The 25,782-nt window shown below is 57.6% G+C and carries 25 protein-coding genes; 19 read left to right on the top strand and 6 right to left on the bottom strand.

What is annotated here, in order from left to right; all coding sequences use genetic code 11:
* Window positions 1-220 precede the first annotated feature (220 nt).
* Window positions 221-937, top strand: a complete 717-nt coding sequence (locus tag RHM55_RS04545) for a DUF969 domain-containing protein (protein WP_322179720.1) — start codon at window positions 221-223, stop codon at window positions 935-937.
* Window positions 934-1,884: a DUF979 domain-containing protein gene (locus tag RHM55_RS04540; RefSeq protein ID WP_322179718.1), complete on the top strand. Its 951-nt coding sequence runs from the start codon at window positions 934-936 to the stop codon at window positions 1,882-1,884. Before RHM55_RS04545 ends, RHM55_RS04540 begins: the two co-directional genes overlap by 4 nt.
* A gap of 9 nt (window positions 1,885-1,893) precedes the next feature.
* Here the strand turns inward: RHM55_RS04540 and RHM55_RS04535 are convergent, their stop codons facing one another.
* The gene (locus RHM55_RS04535) at window positions 1,894-2,844 is read right to left on the bottom strand and encodes an alpha/beta hydrolase (protein ID WP_407074667.1); all 951 of its coding nucleotides are present in this window, start codon (window positions 2,842-2,844) and stop codon (window positions 1,894-1,896) included.
* Between the two features lie 151 nt (window positions 2,845-2,995).
* On the opposite strand from RHM55_RS04535, the gene RHM55_RS04530 reads away from it, so the two are divergent.
* Together RHM55_RS04530 and RHM55_RS04525 are read left to right on the top strand one after the other, a co-directional pair.
* A complete protein-coding gene (locus RHM55_RS04530; RefSeq protein WP_322179716.1) occupies window positions 2,996-3,829 on the top strand; it encodes an AraC family transcriptional regulator in 834 nt (277 codons plus the stop codon).
* A 97-nt stretch (window positions 3,830-3,926) separates the two neighbouring features.
* Window positions 3,927-4,316 carry a cupin domain-containing protein gene (locus RHM55_RS04525; protein ID WP_322179714.1) on the top strand — a complete coding sequence of 130 codons (390 nt, stop codon included), beginning with the start codon at window positions 3,927-3,929 and terminating at the stop codon, window positions 4,314-4,316.
* A gap of 38 nt (window positions 4,317-4,354) precedes the next feature.
* Here RHM55_RS04525 and msrA read toward each other — a convergent pair whose 3' ends face one another.
* The 3 genes from msrA to msrB form a co-directional block, all read right to left on the bottom strand.
* Complete coding sequence (msrA, locus tag RHM55_RS04520) at window positions 4,355-5,086, bottom strand: peptide-methionine (S)-S-oxide reductase MsrA (protein ID WP_322179712.1); 732 nt, start codon at window positions 5,084-5,086, stop codon at window positions 4,355-4,357.
* Between the two features lie 61 nt (window positions 5,087-5,147).
* Window positions 5,148-6,920, bottom strand: a complete 1,773-nt coding sequence (locus RHM55_RS04515; protein ID WP_322179710.1) for a cytochrome c biogenesis protein DipZ — start codon at window positions 6,918-6,920, stop codon at window positions 5,148-5,150.
* Between the two features lie 41 nt (window positions 6,921-6,961).
* Entirely contained in the window at window positions 6,962-7,477 is a 516-nt protein-coding gene (msrB, locus tag RHM55_RS04510; protein ID WP_322179708.1) for a peptide-methionine (R)-S-oxide reductase MsrB, read from the bottom strand.
* A 170-nt stretch (window positions 7,478-7,647) separates the two neighbouring features.
* On the opposite strand from msrB, the gene RHM55_RS04505 reads away from it, so the two are divergent.
* Both RHM55_RS04505 and RHM55_RS04500 read left to right on the top strand, forming a co-directional pair.
* Window positions 7,648-8,370 carry a response regulator transcription factor gene (locus tag RHM55_RS04505; RefSeq protein WP_322179706.1) on the top strand — a complete coding sequence of 241 codons (723 nt, stop codon included), beginning with the start codon at window positions 7,648-7,650 and terminating at the stop codon, window positions 8,368-8,370.
* Window positions 8,367-9,830, top strand: a complete 1,464-nt coding sequence (locus RHM55_RS04500) for a HAMP domain-containing sensor histidine kinase (RefSeq protein WP_322179705.1) — start codon at window positions 8,367-8,369, stop codon at window positions 9,828-9,830. The genes RHM55_RS04505 and RHM55_RS04500 overlap by 4 nt, the downstream gene beginning before the upstream one ends.
* On the opposite strand, the gene RHM55_RS04495 is transcribed toward RHM55_RS04500, so the two are convergent.
* Complete coding sequence (locus RHM55_RS04495) at window positions 9,827-10,753, bottom strand: LysR family transcriptional regulator (protein ID WP_322179704.1); 927 nt, start codon at window positions 10,751-10,753, stop codon at window positions 9,827-9,829. The two genes, RHM55_RS04500 and RHM55_RS04495, sit on opposite strands and share 4 nt — an antisense overlap.
* Window positions 10,754-10,878: 125 nt before the next feature.
* On the opposite strand from RHM55_RS04495, the gene RHM55_RS04490 reads away from it, so the two are divergent.
* The 13 genes from RHM55_RS04490 to RHM55_RS04430 all read left to right on the top strand — a co-directional run bounded on the left by RHM55_RS04490 (window position 10,879) and on the right by RHM55_RS04430 (window position 24,705).
* A complete protein-coding gene (locus RHM55_RS04490) occupies window positions 10,879-11,718 on the top strand; it encodes an FAS1-like dehydratase domain-containing protein (RefSeq protein WP_322179703.1) in 840 nt (279 codons plus the stop codon).
* 60 nt (window positions 11,719-11,778) lie between these two features.
* Window positions 11,779-12,942: an acyl-CoA dehydrogenase family protein gene (locus RHM55_RS04485; protein ID WP_322179702.1), complete on the top strand. Its 1,164-nt coding sequence runs from the start codon at window positions 11,779-11,781 to the stop codon at window positions 12,940-12,942.
* Between the two features lie 10 nt (window positions 12,943-12,952).
* Window positions 12,953-14,296 (top strand): MmgE/PrpD family protein, encoded by a 1,344-nt coding sequence (locus RHM55_RS04480; RefSeq protein WP_407074666.1) that lies wholly within the window; start codon window positions 12,953-12,955, stop codon window positions 14,294-14,296.
* Entirely contained in the window at window positions 14,293-15,498 is a 1,206-nt protein-coding gene (locus tag RHM55_RS04475; protein WP_322179701.1) for a CaiB/BaiF CoA-transferase family protein, read from the top strand. Before RHM55_RS04480 ends, RHM55_RS04475 begins: the two co-directional genes overlap by 4 nt.
* Before the next feature lie 59 nt (window positions 15,499-15,557).
* Window positions 15,558-16,376, top strand: a complete 819-nt coding sequence (locus tag RHM55_RS04470; RefSeq protein ID WP_322179700.1) for a CoA ester lyase — start codon at window positions 15,558-15,560, stop codon at window positions 16,374-16,376.
* Window positions 16,377-16,631: 255 nt separating this feature from the next.
* Complete coding sequence (locus tag RHM55_RS04465) at window positions 16,632-17,624, top strand: TRAP transporter substrate-binding protein (RefSeq protein ID WP_322179699.1); 993 nt, start codon at window positions 16,632-16,634, stop codon at window positions 17,622-17,624.
* A gap of 90 nt (window positions 17,625-17,714) precedes the next feature.
* Window positions 17,715-18,347: a TRAP transporter small permease gene (locus RHM55_RS04460; RefSeq protein WP_322179698.1), complete on the top strand. Its 633-nt coding sequence runs from the start codon at window positions 17,715-17,717 to the stop codon at window positions 18,345-18,347.
* Window positions 18,347-19,630, top strand: a complete 1,284-nt coding sequence (gene dctM / locus RHM55_RS04455) for a C4-dicarboxylate TRAP transporter large permease protein DctM (protein WP_219060643.1) — start codon at window positions 18,347-18,349, stop codon at window positions 19,628-19,630. Before RHM55_RS04460 ends, dctM begins: the two co-directional genes overlap by 1 nt.
* Before the next feature lie 143 nt (window positions 19,631-19,773).
* Entirely contained in the window at window positions 19,774-20,256 is a 483-nt protein-coding gene (locus RHM55_RS04450; protein ID WP_322179697.1) for a GNAT family N-acetyltransferase, read from the top strand.
* Window positions 20,257-20,599: 343 nt separating this feature from the next.
* Window positions 20,600-20,869, top strand: coding sequence for a DUF1652 domain-containing protein (locus RHM55_RS04445; protein WP_322179696.1), 270 nt, complete (start codon window positions 20,600-20,602; stop codon window positions 20,867-20,869).
* An 836-nt stretch (window positions 20,870-21,705) separates the two neighbouring features.
* Window positions 21,706-23,136, top strand: coding sequence for a pyridine nucleotide-disulfide oxidoreductase (locus RHM55_RS04440; protein ID WP_322179695.1), 1,431 nt, complete (start codon window positions 21,706-21,708; stop codon window positions 23,134-23,136).
* A gap of 188 nt (window positions 23,137-23,324) precedes the next feature.
* Window positions 23,325-24,260: a ketopantoate reductase family protein gene (locus RHM55_RS04435; RefSeq protein WP_322179693.1), complete on the top strand. Its 936-nt coding sequence runs from the start codon at window positions 23,325-23,327 to the stop codon at window positions 24,258-24,260.
* 202 nt (window positions 24,261-24,462) lie between these two features.
* The gene (locus RHM55_RS04430) at window positions 24,463-24,705 is read left to right on the top strand and encodes a YdcH family protein (RefSeq protein ID WP_322179692.1); all 243 of its coding nucleotides are present in this window, start codon (window positions 24,463-24,465) and stop codon (window positions 24,703-24,705) included.
* 91 nt (window positions 24,706-24,796) lie between these two features.
* Here RHM55_RS04430 and RHM55_RS04425 read toward each other — a convergent pair whose 3' ends face one another.
* Window positions 24,797-25,702 carry a pyridoxamine 5'-phosphate oxidase family protein gene (locus RHM55_RS04425; RefSeq protein WP_322179691.1) on the bottom strand — a complete coding sequence of 302 codons (906 nt, stop codon included), beginning with the start codon at window positions 25,700-25,702 and terminating at the stop codon, window positions 24,797-24,799.
* Window positions 25,703-25,782 lie beyond the last annotated feature (80 nt).

The raw sequence follows: 25,782 nt of genomic DNA, 5'->3' as shown, positions 1-25,782 counted from the left end.
GTCGCGGTTTCGCATGCCGCACAAATAAGGTGAACGGTGCCCTGTAGCCATAGCGCGCATGCTTTTGGAAATTGCAGGTTGTATGCCACAACCTCTACAGAAATTCTTATGAGGCATAGCGGTTTTTTCTCGTTGGACGCCGTTCTCGGCGTACCGAAAGATTGCTGAAGAATGAAATAGGACTCCATGAATAACAACACAACGGAACGAGATCCTTATTATGCAAACCGCTATCAATCTCTGGCCGCTCCTAGGGGTGCTGGTCATCGTCATTGGCTTTGTGCTTCGCTTCAATCCGATGCTGGTGGTCGCTCTTGCGGCCGTGGCTACCGGCTTTGCCGCGAGCATGCCGCTGGACACTATTCTCGCAACTATAGGCAACGGGTTTATTAAAACCCGTACCTTGCCGCTGATCATCCTGTTGCCGCTGGCGGTCATCGGCTTGCTTGAGCGCCATGGCCTGCGTCTGCACGCGCAAAACTGGATTGCGCGCTTCCAGAGTGCCACGGTCGGACGTCTGCTGATCGCTTACCTGTTTGTCCGTGAAACCACCGCTGCGGTAGGTCTGACCAGCCTGGGTGGGCATCCGCAGATGGTCCGCCCGCTATTGGCGCCCATGGCTGAAGGCGCTGCCGAGGCGCGTTTCGGTAAGTTGCCGGAGGCAGTGCGCTTTCGATTGTTGGCGCTATGCGCGGCAACGGACAACGTCGGGCTGTTTTTCGGCGAAGACATATTCGTCGCCTTTGGCGCTATTGCCTTGATGCACACCTTTTTGCTGGGGTCAGGGATCGATGTCGATCCGATGCACATCGCGTTTTGGGGGATGCCAACGGCATTTTGCGCGTTCGTGATTCATGCCATACGGCTGCATCGCTTTGATCGCCGGTTAGGTCGTGAGCTGCACGCCAATCTGGTGATGAAGGAGGTCGCACAATGATCATTTCCATTCAATACCTGTACTGGCTGGCCGGGGTGATTCTGGCGATCACCACGGTCATGACGCTCACCGATAAAAGTAATCCGAAGCGTTGGAGCACGGGTTTATTTTGGGGCCTGTTCAGCATCGCGTTTTTAGTGGGCGAGCAACTGCCGCCCGCGCTGGTTGGCGTCGGCGTGCTAGCGATGGCTGCCATCGCCGGGTGCGGCGGGGTTGGTATGGGCAAACATCATGACCTGCCCGACAAGGCTCGTCGGGCAAGCGCCGGGCGTTTGGGCAACAAATTGTTCATCCCGGCGCTGGCGATTCCGCTGGTGACTGTGATCGGCGCGGTGTTTCTGAAAAACGTCAAATTCGGCGACGTGGCTTTGCTTGATCCGGCCAACAGCACTTTTGTCTCGCTGGGCATCGGTTGCTTGATCGCGCTGGTGTTGGCGTGCTGGCTGACCCGCGACACTCCGGTGCAGGCAATGCGTGAGTCACGCCGTCTGACAGAAGCGCTGGGTTGGGCTCTGGTACTGCCACAAATGCTTGCCATGCTTGGGTTGTTATTCAATGACGCTGGCGTTGGCAAGGCGGTGGCGCACTTGGCCACGGCCTACATCAACCTCGACTTTCGCTTGGTAGCGGTGATGGTCTACGTGCTGGGCATGGCCCTGTTCACTGTGGTCATGGGCAACGGTTTCGCCGCCTTTCCAGTGATGACGGGTGGTATTGGTGTGCCCATTCTGGTCGGCATGTACGGCGCCAACCCTGCGGTGATGGCGGCCATTGGCATGTTCTCCGGTTACTGCGGAACACTGATGACGCCCATGGCCGCCAACTACAACATCGTCCCTGCGGCGTTGCTGGAGTTACCGGACAAGTACGCGGTCATCAAGGCGCAGATCCCCACAGCGCTGGCGATGCTGGTGGTCAATATCGTGCTGTTGTATGTATTGATGTGATGTTTTAAATCACCCGGCAGCGGTGCTCTGTTTGAATGCAATGGGTTTCTCTAGCGGGGTCGCGGCGTTACCGGACTTCAATAGCGTTTGAATCGCCTGGCTGTAGGCATCACGGCCCAGGCTCATGCTGTTGTTGTGCGTGCCGCCAGGGACCAGTAACAAGCGTTTGGGTTCCTGCGCGGCCTGATACAGCGCTTCACTGAAGCGTGATGGCACATAAGGGTCATCCATGCCGTGCACGATCAGTACCGGCATGTGGATCTCAGCGATTTTGTCGATGGAATCGAACTTTTGCGACAACAACCAGCGCACCGGCAACGACGTGTTGGCGACAGCCGTCGCCACGTCAGCGAGGGTGGTGAAAGTGGATTCGATGATCAGCCCCCGCGCCTGCTTTTTACCGCCGTCGCTTTCAGCATCGCGACCGAGTTCAGCGGCCAGATCAATCGCCACGGCACCGCCCAGTGAATGGCCGTATAAAAGCCGTTTTGTGGCGTCGGGTTGCAAGACTTTCAGGCGCGCCCAGGCGATACGTGCATCTTCGTACACCGAGACCTCTGACGGCAGTGGCCCCAGGCTCTGACCGAAGCCGCGGTAATCGATAGCCAGCACAGAAAAACCCATGGCATGCAGTTGTTCGATGCGGAAAAACTGGCCCGTCAGGTTCCACCGTGTTCCGTGCAGATACAGCACGGCGGGCGCGCCGGCTTTAGCCGCTGGCCACCACCAGGCATGAATGTTTTGCGAGTCGCCAAAACCGGGCGCCTTGAGTTCCAGTTCTTCAACGTCGGCTGGCAAACCGTGATACCAACTGGCGGTGCCGGGCTCGATCTGGAACAGCAGAGAGCGCTCTTCGTGCTTTAGCACCGAGCAACTTAACGGCATGCCGAGGATCACCAACGTCATGCATAGCAGCCTCAACCAGTGGGCTTTGATGCGCGAAAAATATAACGTCGGCATGGCAGCTCTTTGCGTTGTGGGTCGTCAGTCGACAGGTTGGCCTTAGTGCGCAGGCTTAACCTGTTTTGGGTTGGCGTACAGCTCTTTTCAACGTAAATCGAGAAACGTGTTATCAGTAGTGCCATTCGTGCCTTCTATCCGAGTCTTCACCATGGGTAAACACACAATCGGCGATTCATCCACCGCGCCTGGAAAAGACTGGGTGCTGCGCGCCACACAATCGCCAAAGCTGGAGCGGATTGAAGCATTTTTTCACGGCCATGGTTATGAGATGCATCGGCACGATACCTACGCTATAGGCCGGACCTTGTCCGGTGTGCAAAGCTTCAATTATGGCAAAAAGTTGCAGCACAGCTTGCCTGGCCGGACGATGGTGTTGCATCCCGATGAACCCCATGACGGGCACGCCGGTACCGAGGACGGTTTCCACTACCGCATGTTTTATGTTGAACCGGCACACTTGCAGCAGGTGCTGGGAGGCAAACCGTTGCCGTTTATCAAGGGCGGGATCAGCGGCGATCCGGGTCTTTTTGCGGCGACTCAGGTTTTGCTTCAGGACATGGACTGCGCGATTGATCCGCTGGAAATGGACGATGCCTTGTTCGACCTGGCCACGGCGCTGCAGGTCGCGTCGGGCGTGCACGCGGTCAGGCAAATCGTGGATTACCCGGCCGCGCAAAAGGCGCGTGAATTTCTTCTGGCTTCATGGCAGCACACCGTCACCCTCAGTGAATTGGAGGCTGTTAGCGGCCGGGATCGCTGGCGCCTGTCACGAGATTTTCGTGCACTGTTCGGCACCAGTCCCTACCGTTACCTGACCCTGCGCCGTCTCGATCAGGTTCGGCGCATGATGACTCAGGGCTATTCGCTGACTGATGCAGCAGCGCTAGCCGGGTTCTCTGATCAAAGCCATATGACTCGGCATTTTGTCAGAACCTACGGCATTTCGCCGGGGCGCTGGTTGAAGATGCTCGGCGCTCGATAGCGGGCAGCGCACTACGCTCAACGCTGCACGATCATACAAGACGAGGCCAACCTGGCGCTCTTAAGCTTAGGGTTCATTGACCATGGGAAGCGTCGCCATGCACACGGAATCCTCTAGCCAGACCCCGTATAAAGCCATCAATCTTGCTGAAAAACTCAGTCTGTTCAGTGAACACTGGACACCCAAAGTCGTTGCGCAGATGAACGATTACCAATTCAAGGTGGTGAAAATCCAGGGTGATTTTGTCTGGCATTCTCATGTCGATACCGATGAGACGTTCATCGTCCTTGAAGGCCAGTTGCGTATCGATTTCCGCGATGGAGTGGTGCGGCTGTCGGCAGGCGAGCTATATGTCGTACGCAAGGGTGTCGAGCACAAACCCTACGCCGAACATGAAGTGAAACTGATGTTGATCGAGCCAACCGGCGTGCTCAATACCGGGGCCGAGGGTGGCGACAGGACGGCGCAGAATGATGTGTGGATCTAGGGTCAGGTCGCCAGCCCTCGGTTTCACGAGCTACACGTTTACTTTGCTATGCTAACGAGTACTGGATCGGCCCTGTAGAGGGTCGGCTCCATCTGCTTGAGATTCTCTACTTTCGGCAGGTCATTGATGGCGATGTAGGGACTGCTCGGGTGCAGGGTCAGGTAGTTCTGATGGTATTCCTCGGCCGGGTAGAAGCTTTTGTTGGTTTCAATTCGGGTGATGATCGGTGCGTTGAACGCTTTGGATGCATCAAGCTGGATGATGTAGGCCTTGGCGATTTTTTCCTGCAGCGGGTTCTGCGGGAAAATCGCTGACCGGTATTGGGTGCCGCTATCAGGGCCTTGTCTGTTCAATTCGGTTGGGTTGTGGGCCACCGAGAAAAATACCTGCAGCAAGCGTCCATAAGTGATTGTTGTCGGGTCGTAGGTGATCTGTACCGACTCCGCATGCCCGGTATTGCCGGAACTGACCTGTCCATATTCTGCCGTGTTGGCGGCGCCGCCCGCGTAGCCGGACACTGCGTTCTCGACGCCGCGTACGTGCTGGAATACGCCTTGAACCCCCCAAAAACATCCGCCAGCGATTACGGCTACTTCGTGGTGGGCGGTGCCGACAGGTTCATCCAGAGCGGGTGGGGCGATGGCAACGGCTTTTTCGGCTGAACACGCTGATTGCGACAGGCCTAGTAGCGCCGTGATCAAGCTGATGCCAGCCAGTTTCAACGGCAACCACGAAGCCGATTTCTTTTCGCCCACTGTAGAAGTACTCATTTCTTTCATCCTCACGTTCATCATTGAGAAAATCGCACGCTGCGAAGGCAGAACCACGTGATCAACCGAATGTAAATGCGTAGGCCTGCACGCCGGGGTCCATGAACTCAATGGCAAAGGTGTGATCGATAATGGGGCCGGTCTGGCGTATCAGTTGATAAAGGCGCTGTTCGGTCACCGTGCCGTCACCATTGGGCGCACTGTCAGTGCCGTGATCCTCACCGGGTGCTGCGCCGTCGATGCTGACCCGAAAGCGCACAGGTTTGCCGTCGGGCCCAGGCCCGAGAACCAGATGCAGGTCCCGCGCATGAAAACGATAGATGATACGGCCGGGGGCATGTTCGAGCCTGACCTGCTCGGGCTCGGCGGTCCATTTACCCGCCAGGCCCCATTGGTTCAGATTCAGTTGCGCCGGAGCGGCATAGGTCTGCGCCTTGTCGGCTACCTCATCGCCCCCGGATGTGAAGTTCTGCGCCCGCGCGTAACCCAGGTAGGTTTCAGGAGAGCTTACCTCCGCATCATCTGCGGCCATCTGGACGCCTTGAGCATCGGCCGCGGTGACCATGTCACTGGCAACATTTTTATGACCTGCTTCTGCCAGTAATTGTTGGATAACGTGCTCTGACTGCGCGTAATCACCCTCGCCAAAATGGTGGTAACGAATGTTTCCTTGAGCGTCGATAAAGTAATGCGCGGGCCAATACTGATTGTTGAAATCACGCCAGATCGCGTAGTCGTTGTCGAGGGCAACCGGGTAATGTATGCCCAGATCACGCACCGCCTTGCGCACGTTGTCGACGTCTCGTTCAAAGGCAAACTCGGGCGCGTGCACGCCGATCACCACCAAACCCTGATCATGGTATTTCTTTGCCCATGCGTTAACGTAAGGCAGGCTGCGCAGGCAGTTGATGCAGGAATACGTCCAGAAGTCGATGACCACGACTTTGCCCTTCAGCTCTGCGGCGGTGAGCGGGGCAGAGTTCAGCCATGTAACTGCGCCGGAGAGGTCGGGCAACGAGCCTTCTACTGGCAGTTTCAGGGCTGAGTCGGCGACGTCCTTAAGACTCACGTTCATCGTGGCGCCGCTCGGACTGCTGTCACTCGGTGCAACCGGCGACAGGGTATTGAGCAGCTTTTGCTCGAGTCCGGCTGTCGCCACGCTGGATACGTTGCTCAGCAGCCCTGTGTCCAGCCCCGTAGCGATAGCGACGACGCCGATTAGCATGGCGATACCCAGGCCTCGACGCAGCCATTCGCCTGCACCCAATGAGCGTTTCATGGCTGTAAACAGTTTGCCGCCAATCAGCAAGGCAAAGGCGAGGGAGGTCGCAGCCCCGGCAGCATAGGCCAGCAGCAACAGGGTTGTGCCAACGCTGGCGCCATGCAGCGCCGCGCCGGTGAGTACTAGGCCGAGGATGGGACCGGCACAAGGTGCCCATAACAGACCGGTGGCAACCCCGAGCAAAAACGATGACTTGATGCTGGGTGGGCCGCCCGCTGTTTGTGCCGATTGGGAAAGACGGTCTCCTGCCGAGACCAGCGGGCGTGTCAAACGCTCGGTCAAATGGGGCATCAACAGGGTCAAGCTGAAGAATGCCATCAGCGCGACTGCCAGCCAGCGACCATATTGGTTGGCCTGCACCACCCATCCACCGCCGACAGCTGCCAGGGTCGCGACCGCCGCGAACGTCAACGCCATGCCGCACAATAGTGGTAGGCCACTGCGCCGGAACGGCTCGCCTGAGCGGGCGAAGACGAAGGGCAGCACCGGCAGAATGCAGGGGCTGAGAATGGTCAGCACGCCCCCTAGATACGACAAGATGATTAATAGCATTGGGCTGAATCCTGTTTAGTCGCTGTGGGCTGAGTCATGGCTCATGCCGAACCTGGCTTGAATGTCATGGCCACGCCGTTCATGCAGTAGCGCAGCCCGGTCGGTTCGGGGCCGTCATCGAACACATGGCCAAGATGGCCGCCGCAACGACGGCAATGCACTTCGGTGCGGACCATGCCAAGCGCCATGTCGCGTGTTTCTGCGACGGCATGTTCGAGCGGGGCATAAAAGCTTGGCCAGCCGGTGTGACTGTCGAATTTGGTGCGGGAAGAAAACAACTCAAGCTGGCACCCTGCACAGGCAAAACGGCCGGTCCGGTGTTCGTTGTTGAGCGGGCTGCTGCCCGGCCGTTCGGTTGCACTGTGGCGCAGTACCTTGAATTGATTCGCCGTCAGTAGCGCGCGCCACTCGGCCTCGGTGTGCGACACCTCGAAGACTTCACCGGTATTGGCCATTCCGCCCGACGTCGCGGCCAGGGCGCGCCAGTCGAGGAGTCCTGTCGCCGCCAAGGCGACGCCAGCCGTGCCGCAAAAAAGAAACCATCGTCTGGATTGCATAGGGTTCACTTGGAAGGAGTGGGCGTTGTGTCATTGTTTTTCGCGGGCAGTCACCAAGTCCTCACGCAAAGTTAAATTAATTGTGATAAATGGATTCGATGGAATCTTGCACAATGGCTTTCCCGTCGCGTCCCCCGCGCGTCGGCGTCACCCATTCCAGAAGGCTGATAATGGATACGCCCAAACGTGTATTGATTGTCGAAGATGATCTGCAGCTCGCAGGCTTGTTGCGCCTGCATTTGCAGGACGAGGGCTACGCAGTGACGCATTGCGCCGATGGCAATGCCGGGCTGGCGCAGCTTGAGCAGGGCGGCTGGGATGCCCTGATCCTGGATTTGATGCTGCCGGGCGTGGACGGTCTGGAAATCTGCCGGCAAGCCCGTGCCATGGCTCGCTATACGCCAATCATTATCACCAGTGCCCGCTCCAGCGAGATGCATCGGGTGCTTGGGCTCGAACTGGGCGCTGACGATTATCTGGCCAAACCCTTTTCGATGCTGGAACTGGCGGCAAGGGTCAAGGCGCTGTTGCGCAGGGTGGACGCCCTGGAAAAAAACATGAGAACCGTCGCTGGCAAGATTGAGCTCAACGGGCTGTCGCTCGATCCCGTGACGCGTCAGGCCGAGGTCGATGGTAAATACCTCGAACTCACGCCGCGTGAATTCGACCTGTTGTATTTCTTTGTGAAAAATCCTGGAAAGGTATTTTCACGCATGGACTTACTCAATCAGGTGTGGGGCTACAAGCACGATGGCTATGAACATACCGTCAACACCCACATCAATCGTCTGCGCGCAAAAGTCGAGGTTGATCCGGCGGAACCCAGCCGCATCCTGACCGTTTGGGGCCTGGGTTATCGCTTTTCGCCGGACCGCGTGAGGCCTCCTGAATGAACCTGACGCTATTACAACGCCTGTCCGTGGCGTTCGCGATCTTGCTGTTGGCCTGTTGTGGGGCGTCGGCGTGGTTGCAGATCCGGGCCAACGACCTGCATGAAAAGGAAGTGGTGCAAGGCTTGTCGCGTGGCTTGGCTGACAGTATCGCCCGCGACAACAACATGATTGGTCCCGGTACTCTCAAGGTTGAGGACATCCGCAGGCTGTTCAGCAAGCTAATGAACGTCAATCCCAGCGTCGAAGTCTATTTGCTGGACAGCGCGGGCCGTATCACGGGTGACGATGCGCCAGCCGGGCACCTGAAGCGCGACCGCGTCGACCTCAATCCTCTGCACCGCTTGCTAGACGGGCAGCCACTGCCAATCCTCGGCGAGGATCCGCGCAGTGTCGACGGCCAAAAGGTTTTCAGCGTCGCCGCGCTGCACGATGGGAGCCAGGATTTGGGCTACCTCTACGTGGTATTGATGGGCGAGGCGCATGACCTCATTTCTGCTCAGGTGGCTGCCAGTTCGGTGTTGCGCACGACGTTATGGTCGATGGCGCTGGTTGCACTGCTGGGGCTTGTGGCGGGGCTGATGGCATTTCGGATGATTACCCGGCCACTGCGCCGACTGACCGACACTATGCGCCACTTCGATACCCAGGCGGAACCGGTCGCGTTGCCGGTAACCGCAGAAGATGGCGCCAGTCGACGCGATGAAATAGCCGTGCTTGAGGCCAGTTTTAGCCAGATGGCTGCTCGGATTGCCGAGCAATGGCGCACCCTGACGCAGCTGGATCAAGACCGACGCGAACTGGTGGCGAATATTTCCCATGACTTGCGCACGCCGCTGGCGTCGTTGCATGGCTATCTGGAAACCCTCTCGTTCAAGGGCGCAACGCTGAGCGAGGTCGAGCGGCAGCGCTATCTCGCTGCGGCCCTGAGTCAGAGCGATAACGTACGTCAACTGGCGCAGGCGTTGTTCGAGCTGGCCCGGCTGGAGCATGGCGCTGTGCAACTGGTGGTCGAAGATTTTTCGCTCTCCGACTTGATTCAGGACGTCTTTCAGAAATTCGAATTGATGGCCGAAGCCAGACAGTCGCGGCTGGTGGCGGTATTACCGCGCTCGTCGTCCATGGTGTCGGCCGACCTGGGCATGATCGAGCGGGTACTGACTAACCTGATCGACAACGCGATCCGGCATACCCCGTCGGGCGGGACCATTGAGGTGGCGCTCAAGCATGAGGCGGGCAAAGTAATTGTCACGGTCAGCGATACCGGGCCGGGTATTCCTGCGCGACTGCTGGAAAACCTGTTCCGCCGGCCTTTCAGTCAGGCGGGCGACCGGCGCTCGGGAGGGCTCGGCCTGCTGATCGTGCGGCGCATTTTGCAATTGCACGACGCTCAGATTCGTCTGCTGTCGGCGCCCGGAAAAGGCGCGATTTTTTGTTTCGAACTCACGGCGGCGGGGGCTTAGCCGAGCGCCGGTACCGCGTCGTCGGTTGTCACTTCGGGCGCATCCGGCATCAAGGTTGCGATCAGCGCGCGCACCGTGCCTGGCAAGGCGTCCAGTTCGCGGACCAGAATACTGCGTTCGCGAATCGCCCAGGGTTCGTCGAGTTCGACAATCGCCAGTTGCATGGTGCGGCTGTGCCGGGCAGCGGCGGACTCGGGAATAATGCCAATGCCCACGCCAGCTTCGACCATGCGGCAGATGGCCTCGAAGCTGGACACCTGAATCCGCAGCGACAGGTTTTGCCCCAGTCGCTCGACATGATCACGCAGGAAACTCAGGAGCGTGCTGCCTTCGTGCAGGCCTATATGCTGGAAGGCCAGGGTCTGTTTAAGGGTGACCGGTTTCGGGCTGGCCAGCGCATGCCCTACGGGGACGGCCAGCACCAGACGGTCGGTGCTGAAGTGCATCACCTGTAAGCCAGCGGCTTCCACCGGACCGGCAATGATGCCCATGTCGGTGGTGCCATCAAGCACGCCGCGCACGATGTCCCGTGACAGGCGCTCCTGCAGGTCGACGGTTACCCCCGGTCTTTTCGCCAGAAAACCTGCCAGCACTTCCGGCAGAAACTCGGTCACTGCTGTGGTGTTGGCGAAGATGCGGATGTGCCCGGCGGAATCGGTGCCGTAGCGGGTGAACTCGGATTTCAGGTAATCCACCTGACGCATCACCAGTCGCGCATGCTTGAGCAGGCGGTGACCGGCGGGTGTCAGCTCTACACCACGGCTGTCACGGTACAGCAGGCGAGTATCGAATTGGCTTTCCAGCGCCTTGATCCGGGCGCTGGCCGCCGCCGGTGACAGAAACGCCCGCCGCGCACCCTGGGTCAGGCTCGGCGATTCGCCAATGTGGATGAACAGGCGCAGGTCAGCCAGATCGAAGTGCATCATCGTCTCCCATTTTTATTAGCGTTCAGCATTTATGAACGCTGGCTTACGAAAATGCAAATTCTCAGAATGCCCAGCGCCTTGCATTATCCCGGCATAACAACAACTGCCCAGGGGTAACCCGCATGAGCGTTTCAGCTAGCAGCACCGATTTCACTGCGTGGATCGGTCGCACCGAAGAAGCCCAGGATCACCTGAGTCGCAATTTGATCAAACGTATTGCTGCCACCTTCGGTGAAGATATTCCCGCCGATGGCGATGCTCTACCTCCACTGTGGGCGTGGTGCTTCTTTCAGGATCCGCTGGCAGAGTCCCTGCTGGGCACTGACGGTCATCCAGCACGCGGCGGCTTTCTGCCACCGGCCGATAACCGCAATCGCATGTGGGCGGGCGGTCGTATCGAGTTCTTCGAACCGCTGCGGGTTGGCGCCGACGCCCATAGGCTGTCGACCATCACCCACATCGAAGAAAAGCACGGCCGTACTGGCGCGTTGTTGTTCGTCACCGTGCGCCACGATTATTCCCAGGACGGGCGATTGGCGATTCGCGAAGAACAGGACATCGTTTACCGCGAGCCCAACCCGCCGAAGCAAAGCAGCGGCGAAGCCGTCCCCGGGGGCGACTGGAGTGAGACTGTCGTGCCGACCTCGACGTTGCTGTTCCGCTATTCCGCCGTGACCTTCAACGGCCACCGTATTCATTACGACTACCCCTACGTCACCGGCACCGAAGGCTATTCCGGCCTGGTGGTGCACGGTCCGATGATCGCCACCTTGAGCTTGCGTGCGTTCTGCCGGGCCAACCCCGAGGCGCGTCTGCGCCGTTTCGCCTATCGCGGCGTGCGCCCGTTGATTGCCCCGCAACCGTTCAGCGTGGGCGGCCGCTTGCTTGAACCTGGCAAGGCGCAGTTATGGGCCGGCAATGACGCCGGTATCGCCCAAAGCGCTGAAGTCGATTTCGACTAAATCCAGTGGACAGTCCCGTTAGATAAGCCCGTGTCCGTGCGGACCCATGAGAGCCAATCGATGAACCCCAACGATAACGAAGAACTGAATGCCATCCGCGAAGGCGTGCGCGCCCTGTGTGCCGAATTCGATGCGGCTTACTGGCGCAAGGTCGATGAAGAGAAGGGCTTCCCTGAAGCGTTCGTCAAGGCGCTGACCGATGCCGGCTGGCTGGCGGCGCTGATCCCGACCGAATACGGCGGCTCGGGTCTGGGCCTGGCCGAAGCGTCAGTGATCCTTGAAGAAGTGAACCGCTGCGGCGGTAACTCTGGCACCGTTCACGGCCAGATGTACAACATGTTCACCCTGTTGCGTCACGGCAGTGAGGCACAGAAGAGCTATTACCTGCCGAAGCTGGCCAGCGGTGAATTACGCCTGCAATCCATGGCCGTCACCGAGCCCACCACGGGTACCGACACCACCAAGATCAAGACCACTGCGGTGAAGCAGGGTGACAAGTACGTGATCAACGGTCAGAAAGTCTGGATCTCGCGGGTCCAGCATTCGGACCTGATGATCCTGCTGGCGCGCACCACACCGCTGACTGAAGTGAAGAAGAAATCCGAAGGCATGTCGATCTTTCTCGTCGACCTGCGCGAGGCCATTGGCAACGGCCTGACCGTTCAGCCCATCGCCAACATGGTCAACCATGAAACGAACGAACTGTTCTTCGACAACCTGGAACTGCCCCTCGACAGCCTGATCGGCGAGGAAGGTAAAGGCTTTCGCTACATCCTTGATGGCTTGAATGCCGAGCGTACGCTGATTGCCGCCGAATGCATCGGCGACGGCCGCTGGTTCATCGAAAAAGCCAGCGCCTATGCCCGTGATCGGGTGGTGTTCGGGCGACCCATCGGCCAGAACCAGGGGGTGCAGTTCCCGATTGCCGAAGCGCACATCGAGATCGAAGCTGCCGACCTGATGCGCTGGCGTGCCTGCGAGGAATACGACAGCGGCAAGAATGCCGGAGCCAGCGCCAACATGGCCAAATATCTGGCGGCCAAAGCATCCTGGGAAGCGGCTAACGCCTGCCTGCAAACCCATGGGGGTTTTGGCTTTGCCTGCGAATACGACGTCGAGCGCAAGTTCCGTGAAACCCGTCTATATCAGGTCGCGCCGATCTCGACCAACCTGATTTTGTCCTACGTCGCCGAGCATTTGCTCGAACTGCCACGCAGTTTCTGAGGAGCCGATCATGAGCCATACCCAAGCATTGGCCGGCTTCCTGGCCGACCTGAACTACGAGCAGGTGCCAGACGCCGTGCTCGACCGCACCGAAGACTTGTTTCTCGACTGGCTGGGCTCGGCGCTGGCCAGCCAGGGTTCGCACCCAATTCCGCTGTTCGAGCGTTATGCGCAGCACATGGGGCCAGCCGATGGCCCGGCGAAAATACTGGTGAGCGGCCGTGGTACCTCGGCGTATTTCGCCGCGCTGGTCAACGCAGCGTCCTCGCACCTGGTCGAGCAGGACGACCTGCACAACAGCTCGGTGCTGCATCCGGCCACGGTGGTGTTCCCCGCCGTGCTGGCGGCGGCTCAGGACCTGGGCAAGTCCGGTCGCGAATTGTTGCTGGCCTCAGTGGCCGGTTATGAGGCCGGGATTCGCATCGGCGAGTTCATGGGTCGTTCTCACTACAAGATTTTCCATACCACGGCCACGGTCGGTACCCTCGCGGCAGCCGTTGCGGTCGGCAAGTTGCTGGGCTTCGATAAAGAGCAATTCATCAACCTGTTTGGCAACGCGGGCACTCAGGCTGCCGGGTTGTGGGAGTTTTTGCGAGACGCCGCCGACTCGAAACAGCTGCACACCGCCAAAGCCGCTGCCGATGGTTTACTCGCAGCGTACATGACCCTCGATGGCCTGACCGGTGCACGCAATATCCTCGAAGGCGATCAAGGCATGGCCGCAGGCATGTCCAGCGATGCTGATCCGAGCAAGCTGTCCGACCGGTTGGGCAGCCGTTGGGCGCTGGCCGAGACCTCGTTCAAGTTCCACGCCTCGTGCCGCCATACTCATCCGGCTGCCGATGCGTTGCTCCTTTTGATGCAGAGCGAGGGGCTGACTCATGATCAGATCGAGCATGTCACCACCCGTGTGCATCAGGCCGCTATCGATGTGCTTGGGCGGGTTGTGGTTCCGCAGACGGTGCATCAGGCCAAGTTTTCGATGGGCGCAGTACTCGGTTTAATTGCAGTGCACGGCAAGGCCCAATTGACCGAGTTCCAAGCGTTTGCCCTGACTGATCCTGCCGTGGCAGCGTTCCGCGAGAAAGTCAGCATGGCGCTGGACAGTGAAGTCGACGGTGCCTATCCGGCGCGCTGGTTGGGCCGTGTGGTGGTCACCACGACGGACGGCCGCACCCTATCCGCAGCTATCGACGAGCCCAAGGGCGATCCGGGCAACACCCTGTCGCGTCCTGAACTGGAAGAAAAATTTCAGCGTCTGTTGGCGTTCTCTGGCGCACGCACGCCGGAGCAGGGCCGAGCGCTGATTGAAAAGGTCTGGCAGCTGCGCAATGCGGCGGAGGTAACCCTATGACGACTCAACCAGCCAATCCTCGTCCGCTGGACGGGATTACCGTGGTCAGCCTCGAACACGCGATTGCAGCGCCTTTCTGCACCCGGCAACTGGCTGATCTGGGGGCGCGAGTGGTGAAAGTCGAACGTCCCGGCAGCGGCGATTTTGCTCGGGGCTACGACGAGCGCGTGCGTGGCCTGGCATCGCACTTTGTCTGGACCAACCGCTCCAAGGAAAGCCTGACCCTGGACCTCAAACAGGACGAGGCGGAGGACATTCTTCAGGCCCTGCTTGGCAAGGCCGATGTTTTGGTGCAGAACCTGGCACCGGGTGCTGCGGCGCGCATGGGGTTGTCGTTCGAAGCGCTGCACGAGCGCTTCCCTAGGCTGATCGTCTGCGACATTTCCGGCTACGGTGAAGGCGGGCCTTATGAAAAGAAAAAGGCCTACGACCTGCTGATTCAGAGCGAGGGTGGCTTCCTGTCGGTGACCGGCGGGCCGGGCGAAGACCAGATGGCCAAAGCCGGTTGTTCCATCGCCGACATCTCGGCGGGCATGTATGCCTACAGCGGGATTCTGTCGGCGCTGTTGCTGCGCGACAAAACCGGTGTGGGTAGTCGCATTGACGTGAGCATGCTGGAAAGTCTGGTGGAGTGGATGGGCTACCCGATGTACTACGCCTTCGAAGGCGCCCAGCCGCCACCGCGTGCTGGAGCTTCGCACTCGACAATTTACCCGTATGGTCCGTTCCCGACCAAGGGCGGCGACACGGTGATGCTGGGTTTGCAGAACGAACGCGAGTGGGCGCTGTTCTGCGAGAAGGTGTTGCTCGACACTGCGCTGACCACCGATGAGCGTTTTTCGGCGAACTTCAAACGATCGGAAAATCGTGAGGCGCTACGCCAGATCATTGTCGATGGTTTCGCCCAACTGACGGTGGAAGAGGTCGTGACCCGGCTGGAAGTGGCGCAGATCGCCAACGCCCGGGTCAACGATATGCAGGGTGTGTGGGAACACCCGCAACTCAAGGCCCGCGACAGCTGGCGCGAAGTGGACAGCCCGGCCGGCAAGCTGCCGGCATTGCTGCCGCCAGGGCGCAACGCTGCCTTTACCCCGCGCATGGACCCGGTGCCGGGGCTGGGCGAACACACCGGTAGTATTTTGGGTGAGCTGGGCTTTTCGGCTGAAGATCAGGCGCGGCTGCAAGCGGCAGGGGTGGTCTGAGACCTCCACACCGTGCTCCCACAGATTAATTGGGCCTCCCCAAGAAAGAGGAAATAGCCATGTCCGGTTCCATTGTCCGCTCTGCACTGTTTGTGCCCGGTAGCCGACCCGAGCGATTCGCCAAGGCGCTGGCTGCGGGTGCCGATGCGGTGATTGTCGATTTCGAAGATGCAGTGGAAGAATCGCTCAAGCGCCAGGCTCGGGATAACCTGGCGGCTTTTCTGCAAAGCACTCCGCAGGCCTCGGTCTGGGTTCGGGTCAATGCCCCGGAGCACGCCGAACACCTCGCTGATCTGGCGTTCTGCCAACGCCATTCAGGGGTTATCGGGGTGTTGCTGCCCAAGGTCGAGAGTTCTGCCCAGGTAGCTGCAGTGGCGGCCACCGGCAAGCTGATCTGGCCGATCATCGAGAGCGCTCGTGGCCTGTTGGCGCTGGCCGAGATTGCTTGTGCCAAAGGCGTTCAGCGCTTGTCGTTTGGCAGCCTGGACCTGGCGCTGGACCTGAATTTGAGCAACGGCACTCGGGCTGCACAATGTGTACTCGATCAGGCGCGCGTCTTGTTGTTGCTGCATTCGCGTGGCGCGGGGTTGTTGCCTCCCCTTGATGGCGTGCACCCGGCCATCGACGACCCAGAGGGGCTGCACCAGTCCGTTCGTCATGCTTATGAGATGGGTTTTGCGGGCGCCTTGTGCATTCACCCGAAACAGATTTCGGTGATTCACCAGGCTTTGGCCCCGTGTGCTGAAGACCTGGCTTGGGCGCAACGCGTGCTGGACGCGGGTGCTGATGGCGCAGGCGTATTTCAAGTCGACGGGCAAATGGTCGACGCGCCGGTCTTGCTGCGCGCTCAACGATTATTGGCCCTGACGCTTATCTAGAGGGTAAGAGCTGTCTACGACTTTAGTCGTAACCTCGTTGTACGATAACTGCTTTGGGTCAATAGTCTTCGAGGGTTTATCCCCACGCCACAGGGGCTTCAGAGTCGACCATGGGTACAAAGTGCCAGCGTTCAGCTAAACCAAACGCTGGATTATAAAAATGCAAATTCTCTAAACGCGCGGCCTTGTGCATCTTTGTACCAGCGCTTTAAAAGCTCCCTCAAAAATAATCACAACAATAAAAAGGTGAAATCGATGTTGAAGGTGACCCGCGCGCTCCTATGCGCCGCCGCAGTGTCCATCGCCAGCCTGACGCAGGCAGCCGACCCCATAATTATCAAGTTCGCTCACGTCGTGGCTGAAAATACGCCCAAAGGGCAGGGCGCTTTGCTGTTCAAGAAACTCGCCGAGGAACGTCTGGCGGGCAAGGTGAAAGTCGAGGTCTATGCGAACTCGTCCCTGTTCGGCGACGGCAAGGAAATGGAAGCATTGCTCTTGGGTGATGTGCAGTTATTGGCTCCGTCCCTGGCCAAGTTTGAGCAGTACACCAAACAGGTGCAAATCTTCGACCTGCCATTCCTGTTCAATGACCTGGCAGCGGTCGACCGTTTTCAGCAAGGTCCGCAGGGCAAAGCGTTGTTGACCTCCATGGACGACAAAGGCATTCACGGGCTGGCCTATTGGCACAACGGCCTGAAACAACTCTCCTCCAACCAGCCTTTGCGCGTGCCTAAAGATGCACGCGGCCTGAAGTTCCGGGTCCAGGCGTCCAGCGTGCTCGAAGAGCAATTCAAGGCCGTACACGCCAACCCGCGTAAGTTGAGCTTCGCCGAAGTCTATCAAGCGTTGCAGACCGGTACGGTCAATGGCACCGAGAACACGTGGTCGAATTATGAAAGCCAAAAGGTCAATGAAGTGCAGAAGTACTTCACTGAATCCAACCATGGCTTGATCGACTACATGGTCATCACCAACTCCAGGTTCTGGAACGGCCTGCCAGTAGATATCCGCACCGAGTTGCAAAAAATCCTCGACGAGGTCTCGATTGAAGTGAACAGGCAAGCTGAAGCGCTGAACCAGAGCGCCAAGCAAAAAATCATCGACGCCAAAACCAGCGAAGTCATCGAACTGACCTCTGAGCAACGCGCGGAATGGCGAAAAGCGATGCGTCCAGTATGGGAAAAGTTCTCGGCTGAAATTGGTCCCGATCTGATCAAAGCTGCTGACGACTCCAACAAAGCACCTTGATGTTTACCGACAACTGATCGGTACAGACAGCAATGTCTGCGCGGCCGTTCTGATCTGAGCGGCTGCTCTCTCTACGTTCGGAGAACTTCTATGCAATCGCTGACGCGACTTTGGGAGCATCTGGAGGAAGCCGTTATTGCCTTCCTGCTGGCCGCCATGACCCTGGTTACATTCGTCTACGTGATGTTCAACAACATCTATACGTTCTTTTACACCCTGAGCGACAAGTGGGTGGTGAGCAGCGCTTTTTTCTCGAGTATCGGTGACCACTTAATGGGGATTGCCCAGGAAATGACTTGGAGTGTGGCGCTGACCAAGGCGCTGTTCGGCTGGTTGATTTTCTTTGGCATGTCCTACGGAGTGCGTACCGCCGGGCACCTGGGTGTGGACGCATTGGTCAGGCTGACGCCACGGCGCATGCAACGCCTGCTGGGAATGCTCGCGTGCGTGTGTTGCCTGGCTTACGCCGGATTGTTCGTGGTGGCCAGCTACAAATGGGTGTCGGCCGTGTTCATCGCCAATATCGGTGCTGAGGACCTCGATCAGTTCGGCATTAAGGTCTCGTACATCGCCGCGATCGTGCCCCTTGGTTTCGGCCTGGTATTCATCCGGTACGTGGAAATTTTCTGGCGCATCTTCACCCATCGTCAACTCGGTCTCGGGCTGGCAGATGAGGCGGCCGAAGCGAGCAAACTCGCCAGTTCGAGCGAGGAGCACCACTGATGACGGTTCTTTGTCTGTTCCTGCTGCTGTTCGTTTTTATGTTCCTGGGCGTGCCGATCGCGATTTCGCTGGGTCTGTCCGGGGCGGTTTCCATCCTCTTGTTCAGTCAGGACTCGTTGAGTTCGCTGGCGATCAAGCTGTTTGAAACGTCTGACAGCTACACCTTTCTGGCGATCCCATTCTTCCTGTTATCGGGCGCGTTCATGACCACCGGCGGCGTTGCGCAACGCCTGATCGACTTTGCCAACGCTTGCGTCGGGCACATTCGTGGAGGATTGGCGATTGCCGCTGTGCTGGCCTGCATGTTGTTCGCGGCATTGTCTGGCTCCTCTCCGGCGACGGTGGCTGCCGTTGGCTCCATCGCGGTGGCAGGCATGGTGCGCTCCGGTTATCCAAAAGAGTTCGGCGCAGGCATCATCTGTAACGCGGGGACGCTAGGCATCCTGATCCCGCCGTCCATCGTCATGGTGGTGTACGCCGCCGCGACTGAAACCTCGGTGGGCAAGTTGTTCATCGCCGGCATTGTCCCCGGGATTTTGCTCGGTGTGATCTTGATGGTGGTGATCTACATCGTCGCCAGGGTCAAGAAGTTACCGGCACAGCCACGGGTCAGCTTTCGTCAGTGGTTGCACACCGCACGGCGTGCATTCTGGGGCTTGCTGCTGCTTGTGATCATCCTCGGCGGTATCTATAGCGGCATGTTCACCCCGACGGAAGCAGCGGCGGTGGCAGCAGTCTATTCGGCCTTCGTTGCGTTGTTCGTCTACAAGGACATGCGGTTCCGTGACTGCCCGAAAGTGTTGATGGAGTCCGGACGGCTGTCGATCATGCTGATGTTCATCATCGCTAACGCCATGCTCTTCGCCCACGTCCTGACCACCGAACAGATTCCGCAGCAAATCACGACATGGGTGATTTCCGAAGGCCTGACGCCCATTGGTTTTCTGATCATGGTCAATATCGTATTGCTGGTGGCCGGCAGCTTCATGGAGCCGTCGGCCATCGTGTTGATCCTGGCACCGATTTTCTTCCCGATTGCCATGAAGCTGGGCATCGACCCGATCCATCTGGGCATCGTCATGGTGGTGAACATGGAGATCGGTCTGGTGCACCCACCGGTGGGACTGAACCTGTTCGTCACCTCGGCGGTAACCGGGCTGACCCTCGGCCAGACAATCCGGGCCGCCATGCCGTGGCTGATGATCCTTCTGGCGTTCCTGATCTTGGTGACCTACGTCCCCTTCATCTCGATGGCCCTGCCCAATTGGCTGGGGATGCCTTGACCCGTTACTGAGAGCGCAGTGCCTTGACCCCTGTGAACTTAGGTTCTCAGGGGTTTTTTTAGCAAGGATGTAGTTGCTCTATCCTTCGCATATAGTGTCCTTACTATGCGTGTGCTCCTGATGCTTCGAGAGGTTATCCAGCTATGTTTCTTCATCGCCCCCTGGAAGAAAAAGACATCCCGGTTATCTGTGAATTTCCACAGAGCGCCGACGAGCTGTTTTATATGTTTCCCAAGGCCACTTATCCGCTGACTCCGCATCAGCTAAAAGAGGCTATCACCCACTGCTCCGACTCCACCGTGATTGAAATGGATGGCACAGTAGTCGGTTTCGCAAACTTCTCTCGTTGGGAGTTTCGGGGCCGTTGTTCGCTGGGTAATGTCATCATTTCCCCCCATGCTCGCTCGCGAGGTGTGGGGCGTTATCTGATCAGCTACATGATTGATATCGCTTTCGATAAGCACGAGGCCCGGGAGGTGACTGCATCGTGTTTCAACCGCAACGTCCCGGGTCTGTTGTTCTACCCCAAGCTCGGCTTTCAGCCGTATGCCGTGGACGAGCGTCAAGACAAACACGGCGCCAGGGTTGCGCTGATTCATCTGCGACTCGCAAGAAGCGAGTCATGACGCTTGCGTGAAGTCAGCCGACGGAAGGTGGTCTGAGACGTAACGGTTTTTTTTATTTTTTATGAGGTAAATGTGGTCAAACGGGTGTGTTCCGCCGGTATTGTTATCATCCGTAAAAGATGAAACGTTTCTTCTATGCATTTTATAAATCAGGCCGTTCCAATTGATTGTGTACACCCTCGTTAACATGGCATTGCCCCGCACAGGGGGCGGGTATAGAGTTAAGGACGTTCAAGTAATAGACGCCGTTTATTTGACGACCATGGACGAAATCCTTGTACCCTAATAAATAGATGTAGCCAGTGTCTGGATCTTGACCCGGCCTGCTGCGAGGAGACTGCACATGATTGCGTACAGGCTTTCCACGTTGGAACTACGAGGTATTATCGAACGTGCCTTTTTGCCGTTGCGCTGCAAGTGCACGGTGGCGCCTGATTTCTCATTGACCGTTCAAATTTCCGACCCTCAATCCGACCGGGTCGATTTGATCGTCACGGGCATTTCTTTGGACCGGCTTAATAACAGTCGGGATATATGCGAATTGGTGGCTGAGCTGCGTTATGACCTGGCTAACCATGGTCAGCTGCATACACAGGCCCGCTACGCCGGGTGAGGCTCGCCCTTGGGCCCAGGGGACTACGGGTTCTAGTGATGTGTCACGCTCGCTAAACGTGCGGGTGGCACTCCCCGGCTACAGGGGCTCAGTCATTTTCATCCGGCTATTTATGTCAACTTGCCGTCTAGACTGGGCCTTGCAGGCGGTCAATCCACGTTGTTGTCAATCGCCTTTCGTTAGACCTTTTTTGGGTTTTCTCCCTCCTCCATTTTTATGCCCGCTCCTTGTCTGGCTGCCACTCATGCCCAGAAATCCTCGCGCCAAATCGATTATTTAAAATAAACTTTTTGCATGTGAATGATGGCTTTTTAACGTCAAAAAAAAATAACCATATCTATCATGCAGTTAATGAGTAAGTGTAACGTTTTTTGTAATGAGTCTGTAATTTGACACTTTCCTGAAATTTTGAAATTATTGGTCGAGGTTTTGGCGCCTAAGTTAAGTACTTAAGCCAAGGCTGTTCCAGGGCGAATCGTTGAACCGCTGTGTGGATGTTTTTTTGGAACGCTCCACACAATGCCTATTAATAGGGCATCCAGATTTGGCCCCAGCGGTAGCGTTGCCTGCGATAAAGATAAATAAGTTATCGAGGAGCAGTTACCGAATGACGTTGCATGTTCCCGCGCAACGCAGAGGAAGAAGCATCGTACCAAGCCCACCAATGAGGCTTGCGCTAACGCCTTCTTGTTTTCCCCTCGTTAGTTATTCCCCACTTTTCATCCTCTTCTATTCAAACACGACGCTAACGGTTATCCCTGCTTTTTTAGGACGGACTTGACACGTCACTCTGACCACAGAAAGACGACCTGAATTTAAACACGGAGTCAATTATCATGTATGGAGATCAACTGGAAGTAGTCTGCGGTTGTTTGGTAGGAGGGGCTGGCCCTGCTGGCATGGGGCTGATATTCAATGCCTTGAAAAGCGGAGCCTTGCCTGATTTAACGCGCGACGGATTGATTATCGTCGACGCCAGTCCTCATCCGGGGACTGGTAGATTGGGTGAATACCAGATTACGGCCAACTCTGTGGGCGATGTATTTCTCGATTGCCTGCGTGATCCGGCATTGCGCGAAGTGTTTGAACCGTTGGAGCACAGCGCGGCGTATTGGCGCATCCGCGATCAGGCTTTTGTCGCACCACGGCTATCAGACGTAGGGGAACTGCTGGCAGAAGCGTCGAAACTGGTGCTGGATTTTATCGTTCAACGTTATGACGTTCAGGTGTGGAGCAGCACCACGATCACGGAAGTGGTTAGCGACGATGATGCGTTTCAGGTCTGGGTCGAACACGAGGGGCGTGCTCAGGCGATTCTGTGCCGTACGCTGGTACTCAACCTTGGTGGCCGTCAAGATCCGCAGCATCTGCTAAACGCACTGGCAGATCAGGGGTTATCGCTGCCTCCGTCGACCAGTATTCAAAGTGCCGATACAGTGCTGCGTATGAGTGCCTCAGAGTTGCGCGAACATTTTGCGCCGACCCTCGCCGCAGGGGGGCGATTCACAGTGGTCGGTGGTTCTCATAGTGCTTTTTCCGTGCTGGAAAACCTCGCCAGCGCACTGCAAAGCGTTGGTCTGGAAGAGCTGACTTTGGTGCATCGCTCGCAAATCCGTTTGTTCTATGAAAGTGCCGATCAGGCATTGGCGAACGGCTACGAGTTTGATCCGGTCAATGATATTTGCCCGGTATCAGGCCGGGTCAACCGGTCAGGCGGCTTGCGTTATCGCGCTTTAGACGTGGGCCGGGACATTCTTGAGCGCGGCCGAATAGGTGCGGACGGGGTCCGGGTCCATCTCCTGCAAACTCGAAATGGCCCCGCCCGGCAGTATGAACGTGCGAGCCAAGCGTTGGCTGAATCGAATGTGGTGGTGCAATGCACGGGTTATCAACCTCGGATACCTGAACTCAAATACGCCGATGGCACGCCGATCACCCTGCGCGAGGTGAAGGGCGGTCTTGATTCCGACCCTTCAGGCTGTCCTTTGGATCTGGCGGGGCGGCGCTTACACGGTTTGTATCTGTTCGGTCTGGGCTCGGGGCTTGGGATTGACCCGCGCCTGGGCAGCGAGCCGTCCTTCGATGGGAGAATCTACGGCGTCTGGCAGTTTCATAACGACGCCAGCCGCGCTGTCATCGACGCTATATCAGCACGATTGGGAGCCGCAGCATTGGCTGAACGGGGAGTCCCCAGCCGTAGCTTGAGCGAGCGTTTAGACAGTGGCTTGCCACTTTTCTGGCCAGACCTCACACCCTTCAAAATATAAGATGTATTCAGCGTTGAGCTAACTCTCTCGTCCCGAGTGGTCTTTGGCTACTCGGGTTTTTTTTGCCTGCGATTTAGTGCCTGGGGACAACTGATGAGGGGGATATCTGTTGTTGAAGAGCGCTTTTTATCATCTATTCTTATCTTTCATGCAGACCCTCTCAACGGCTCGGCAGAGGTTGGACAGCCATGCGCATTTTGATCGTTGGAGCCGGTGCGATCGGCGGTTATTTTGGTGGACGACTGCTGGAGGCGACGCGGGACGTGACGTTTCTGGTCAGGCCTCGTCGCGCCGAAGAGCTTGAACGTGACGGGCTGATCGTGCGAAGCCCGTTGGGCAACGTCGATTATCCTGATCCGCCCTATGTGCTGAGCCAGGCACTGGATACTCCCTATGACCTGATTCTCCTTAGTTGCAAGGCCTACGATCTCGACGCGGCGATGGAGTCTTTTGCAGCAGCGGTGGGGGCTGAAACGATGATTCTGCCGCTGCTCAATGGCATGGCGCATCTAGATCGCCTGGCCGCACGTTTCAGTCATACGAATATATTGGGCGGGCAGTGCCTGATCTCTGTGGACCGCGATGCGTCGGGCACCATCGTGCATCTGAATGACACCAACCAATTAACATTTGGCGAACTGGATGGGCAAGTGAGCGCACGTATTCAGCGCGTGACGGATGAGTTGGTCGGCGCGGGTTTTGAGGCTAACCTCAGCTCAAGCATCCTTCAGGAGATGTGGGAAAAATGGTGTTTTATCGCCACCGGTGCTGGCGTTACCTGCTCCATGCGCTCTACGGTCGGTGATGTGCTCGCCGCAGGTGGTGAGTCACTGGTATTGAGATTGCTGGATGAGTGCGCCGAGATCGCCGCCAAGGCCGGTTACCCGCTGCGCCCGCAGGCGCATGAGCGCTTTGTGAATATGTTGACGACTCCCGGGTCGAAGATGACCTCTTCCATGCTGCGAGACATCGAACGTGGTGCCGCCATCGAAGTCGAGCATATGTTCGGTGATCTGGTCGCACGCCGTGACGCGGCAGGGCTGTCGACAGCAGATTTGTCGGTTCTTGAATTCGCCTACACTCACCTTAAAGCCTATGAAGCACGGCGTTTGCGCGAACATTGATCTCCAGTCCATGTCCCCCAGACAATATCGAGCCCCGGCATGCCCAGGCTTCCATCACGAACCGATCTGCTGGCGTCCATGCGTGGTGATCGGGTTACCCGATTCACCCACTGTGCGGGTTGGACCGGCAGAAATAACGAACCTTTTCCAGGAGCCAGCCTCATAACCTTACGATCACTGCAGGTTTAACAGAGGTGACAACATGCCGGTCAAACATAATTTGCTCAAGGATTTGAATATCACCAAGGAAGAGATCACCAGGCGCAGAGACGCCGACGACAGGCTCAGCCAACTGCTCGAATCCTACAACTCGATAGACGCTGAAGTGGTTGACGCTGAATCCGGGTCAGCCGGAAACGTTACCGATGAACAGCTCAGGAAGCTCAAGGAAAAACGCCTGCATGTGAAGGACAAGATAGTCAAGCGTCTGACGTCTTCGGACTAAGACTGTGGGCGCGTCGTTCCGGGCACGGCGGCACGGGTACCCCAGCTCCCGGCCGTCAGTGAGTAGGGGAGCTGCCGTCAGGCTTGGTTGATCAACAACGTAATGCCAGTGCATTCGAGCGCCTGACGATACGTTGCGGGCTGAAACGCCATAACCGCTCGGCACCTTCCAAGGTGCTGAGGGTGCCTGAGTGAAGAATAAGCTCCACATCGCCTGTCATTTGCAGCAGGTCGCCTGTGGGGAAATCGACAAACACCAGACCTGCTTTCGGATTGAGGACAAAGTTACCTAAGGTATTGAAGAATAGATTGCCGGCGAAGTCCGGAATCGTCAGCGTGCCGTCCTCATCCAGTCGCACGAAACCTGATGTCCCTCCGCGGTGGGACACATCGACCTGTCGCCCGCTCGGGGTATCGTCGACGTAAGACGCGACAAAAAAAGAATATGCGCTGTTGATCAGATCGCGCGCGTCGGTATCCAGCTGCTCCATCCATTGAACCGTTGCCGGACGTGAGTCACTTCGGACGCTGAGTTGCCGCTGTTGAATATAGCGCGGGCAATTCCCGTAACTCTGCTCGACGGAAATGTCGAAGCTGTGATCGTCGCTGCGTTTGAGGGTGCCATTAAGCCGGTTGCGTCGACGGGTCAGTAAATCAATCCCCAACAAACCGATGGCCAGGCCGTCATCCATGCCTCTGTCCGCCGGGTCACTGGTATTGCGTGGTAATTGCAGGTGCAGACGGTATGGATCGACCGCATGCATAAAGCCTGGCTCATCGTCGCGAAGGGTTGCCCACACATCCCCTTCGGGATCGACCGTACCGAGCACGACGAAAGGTAACTGCGGGTAGAACGCACGGTGCTGCTCGATGATCTGATCACGGATGATCCTGCTGCCTAGTTCACCCATTTTCTCGGCTACCCCGACGCTGTGCTGCAAGGCGCGTTCACCTGCGTGCCAGGGTGAGTGAGGTCGTTGAGGTTGTTCGTTACTCATGACAGATCACCTCCCTCATCGCGCATGGACCCTGCTGAAAGTGCCCATGCACCGGTCCTTTAGCCAATCCTTTAGGACCT

Origin of the sequence: Pseudomonas sp. MH9.2 (genome assembly GCF_034353875.1) — a bacterium.
Classification (GTDB): Bacteria; Pseudomonadota; Gammaproteobacteria; order Pseudomonadales; family Pseudomonadaceae; genus Aquipseudomonas.
Note: the sequence above shows the minus strand (reverse complement) of the source record. Positions and strands in the feature narration are given on the sequence as shown.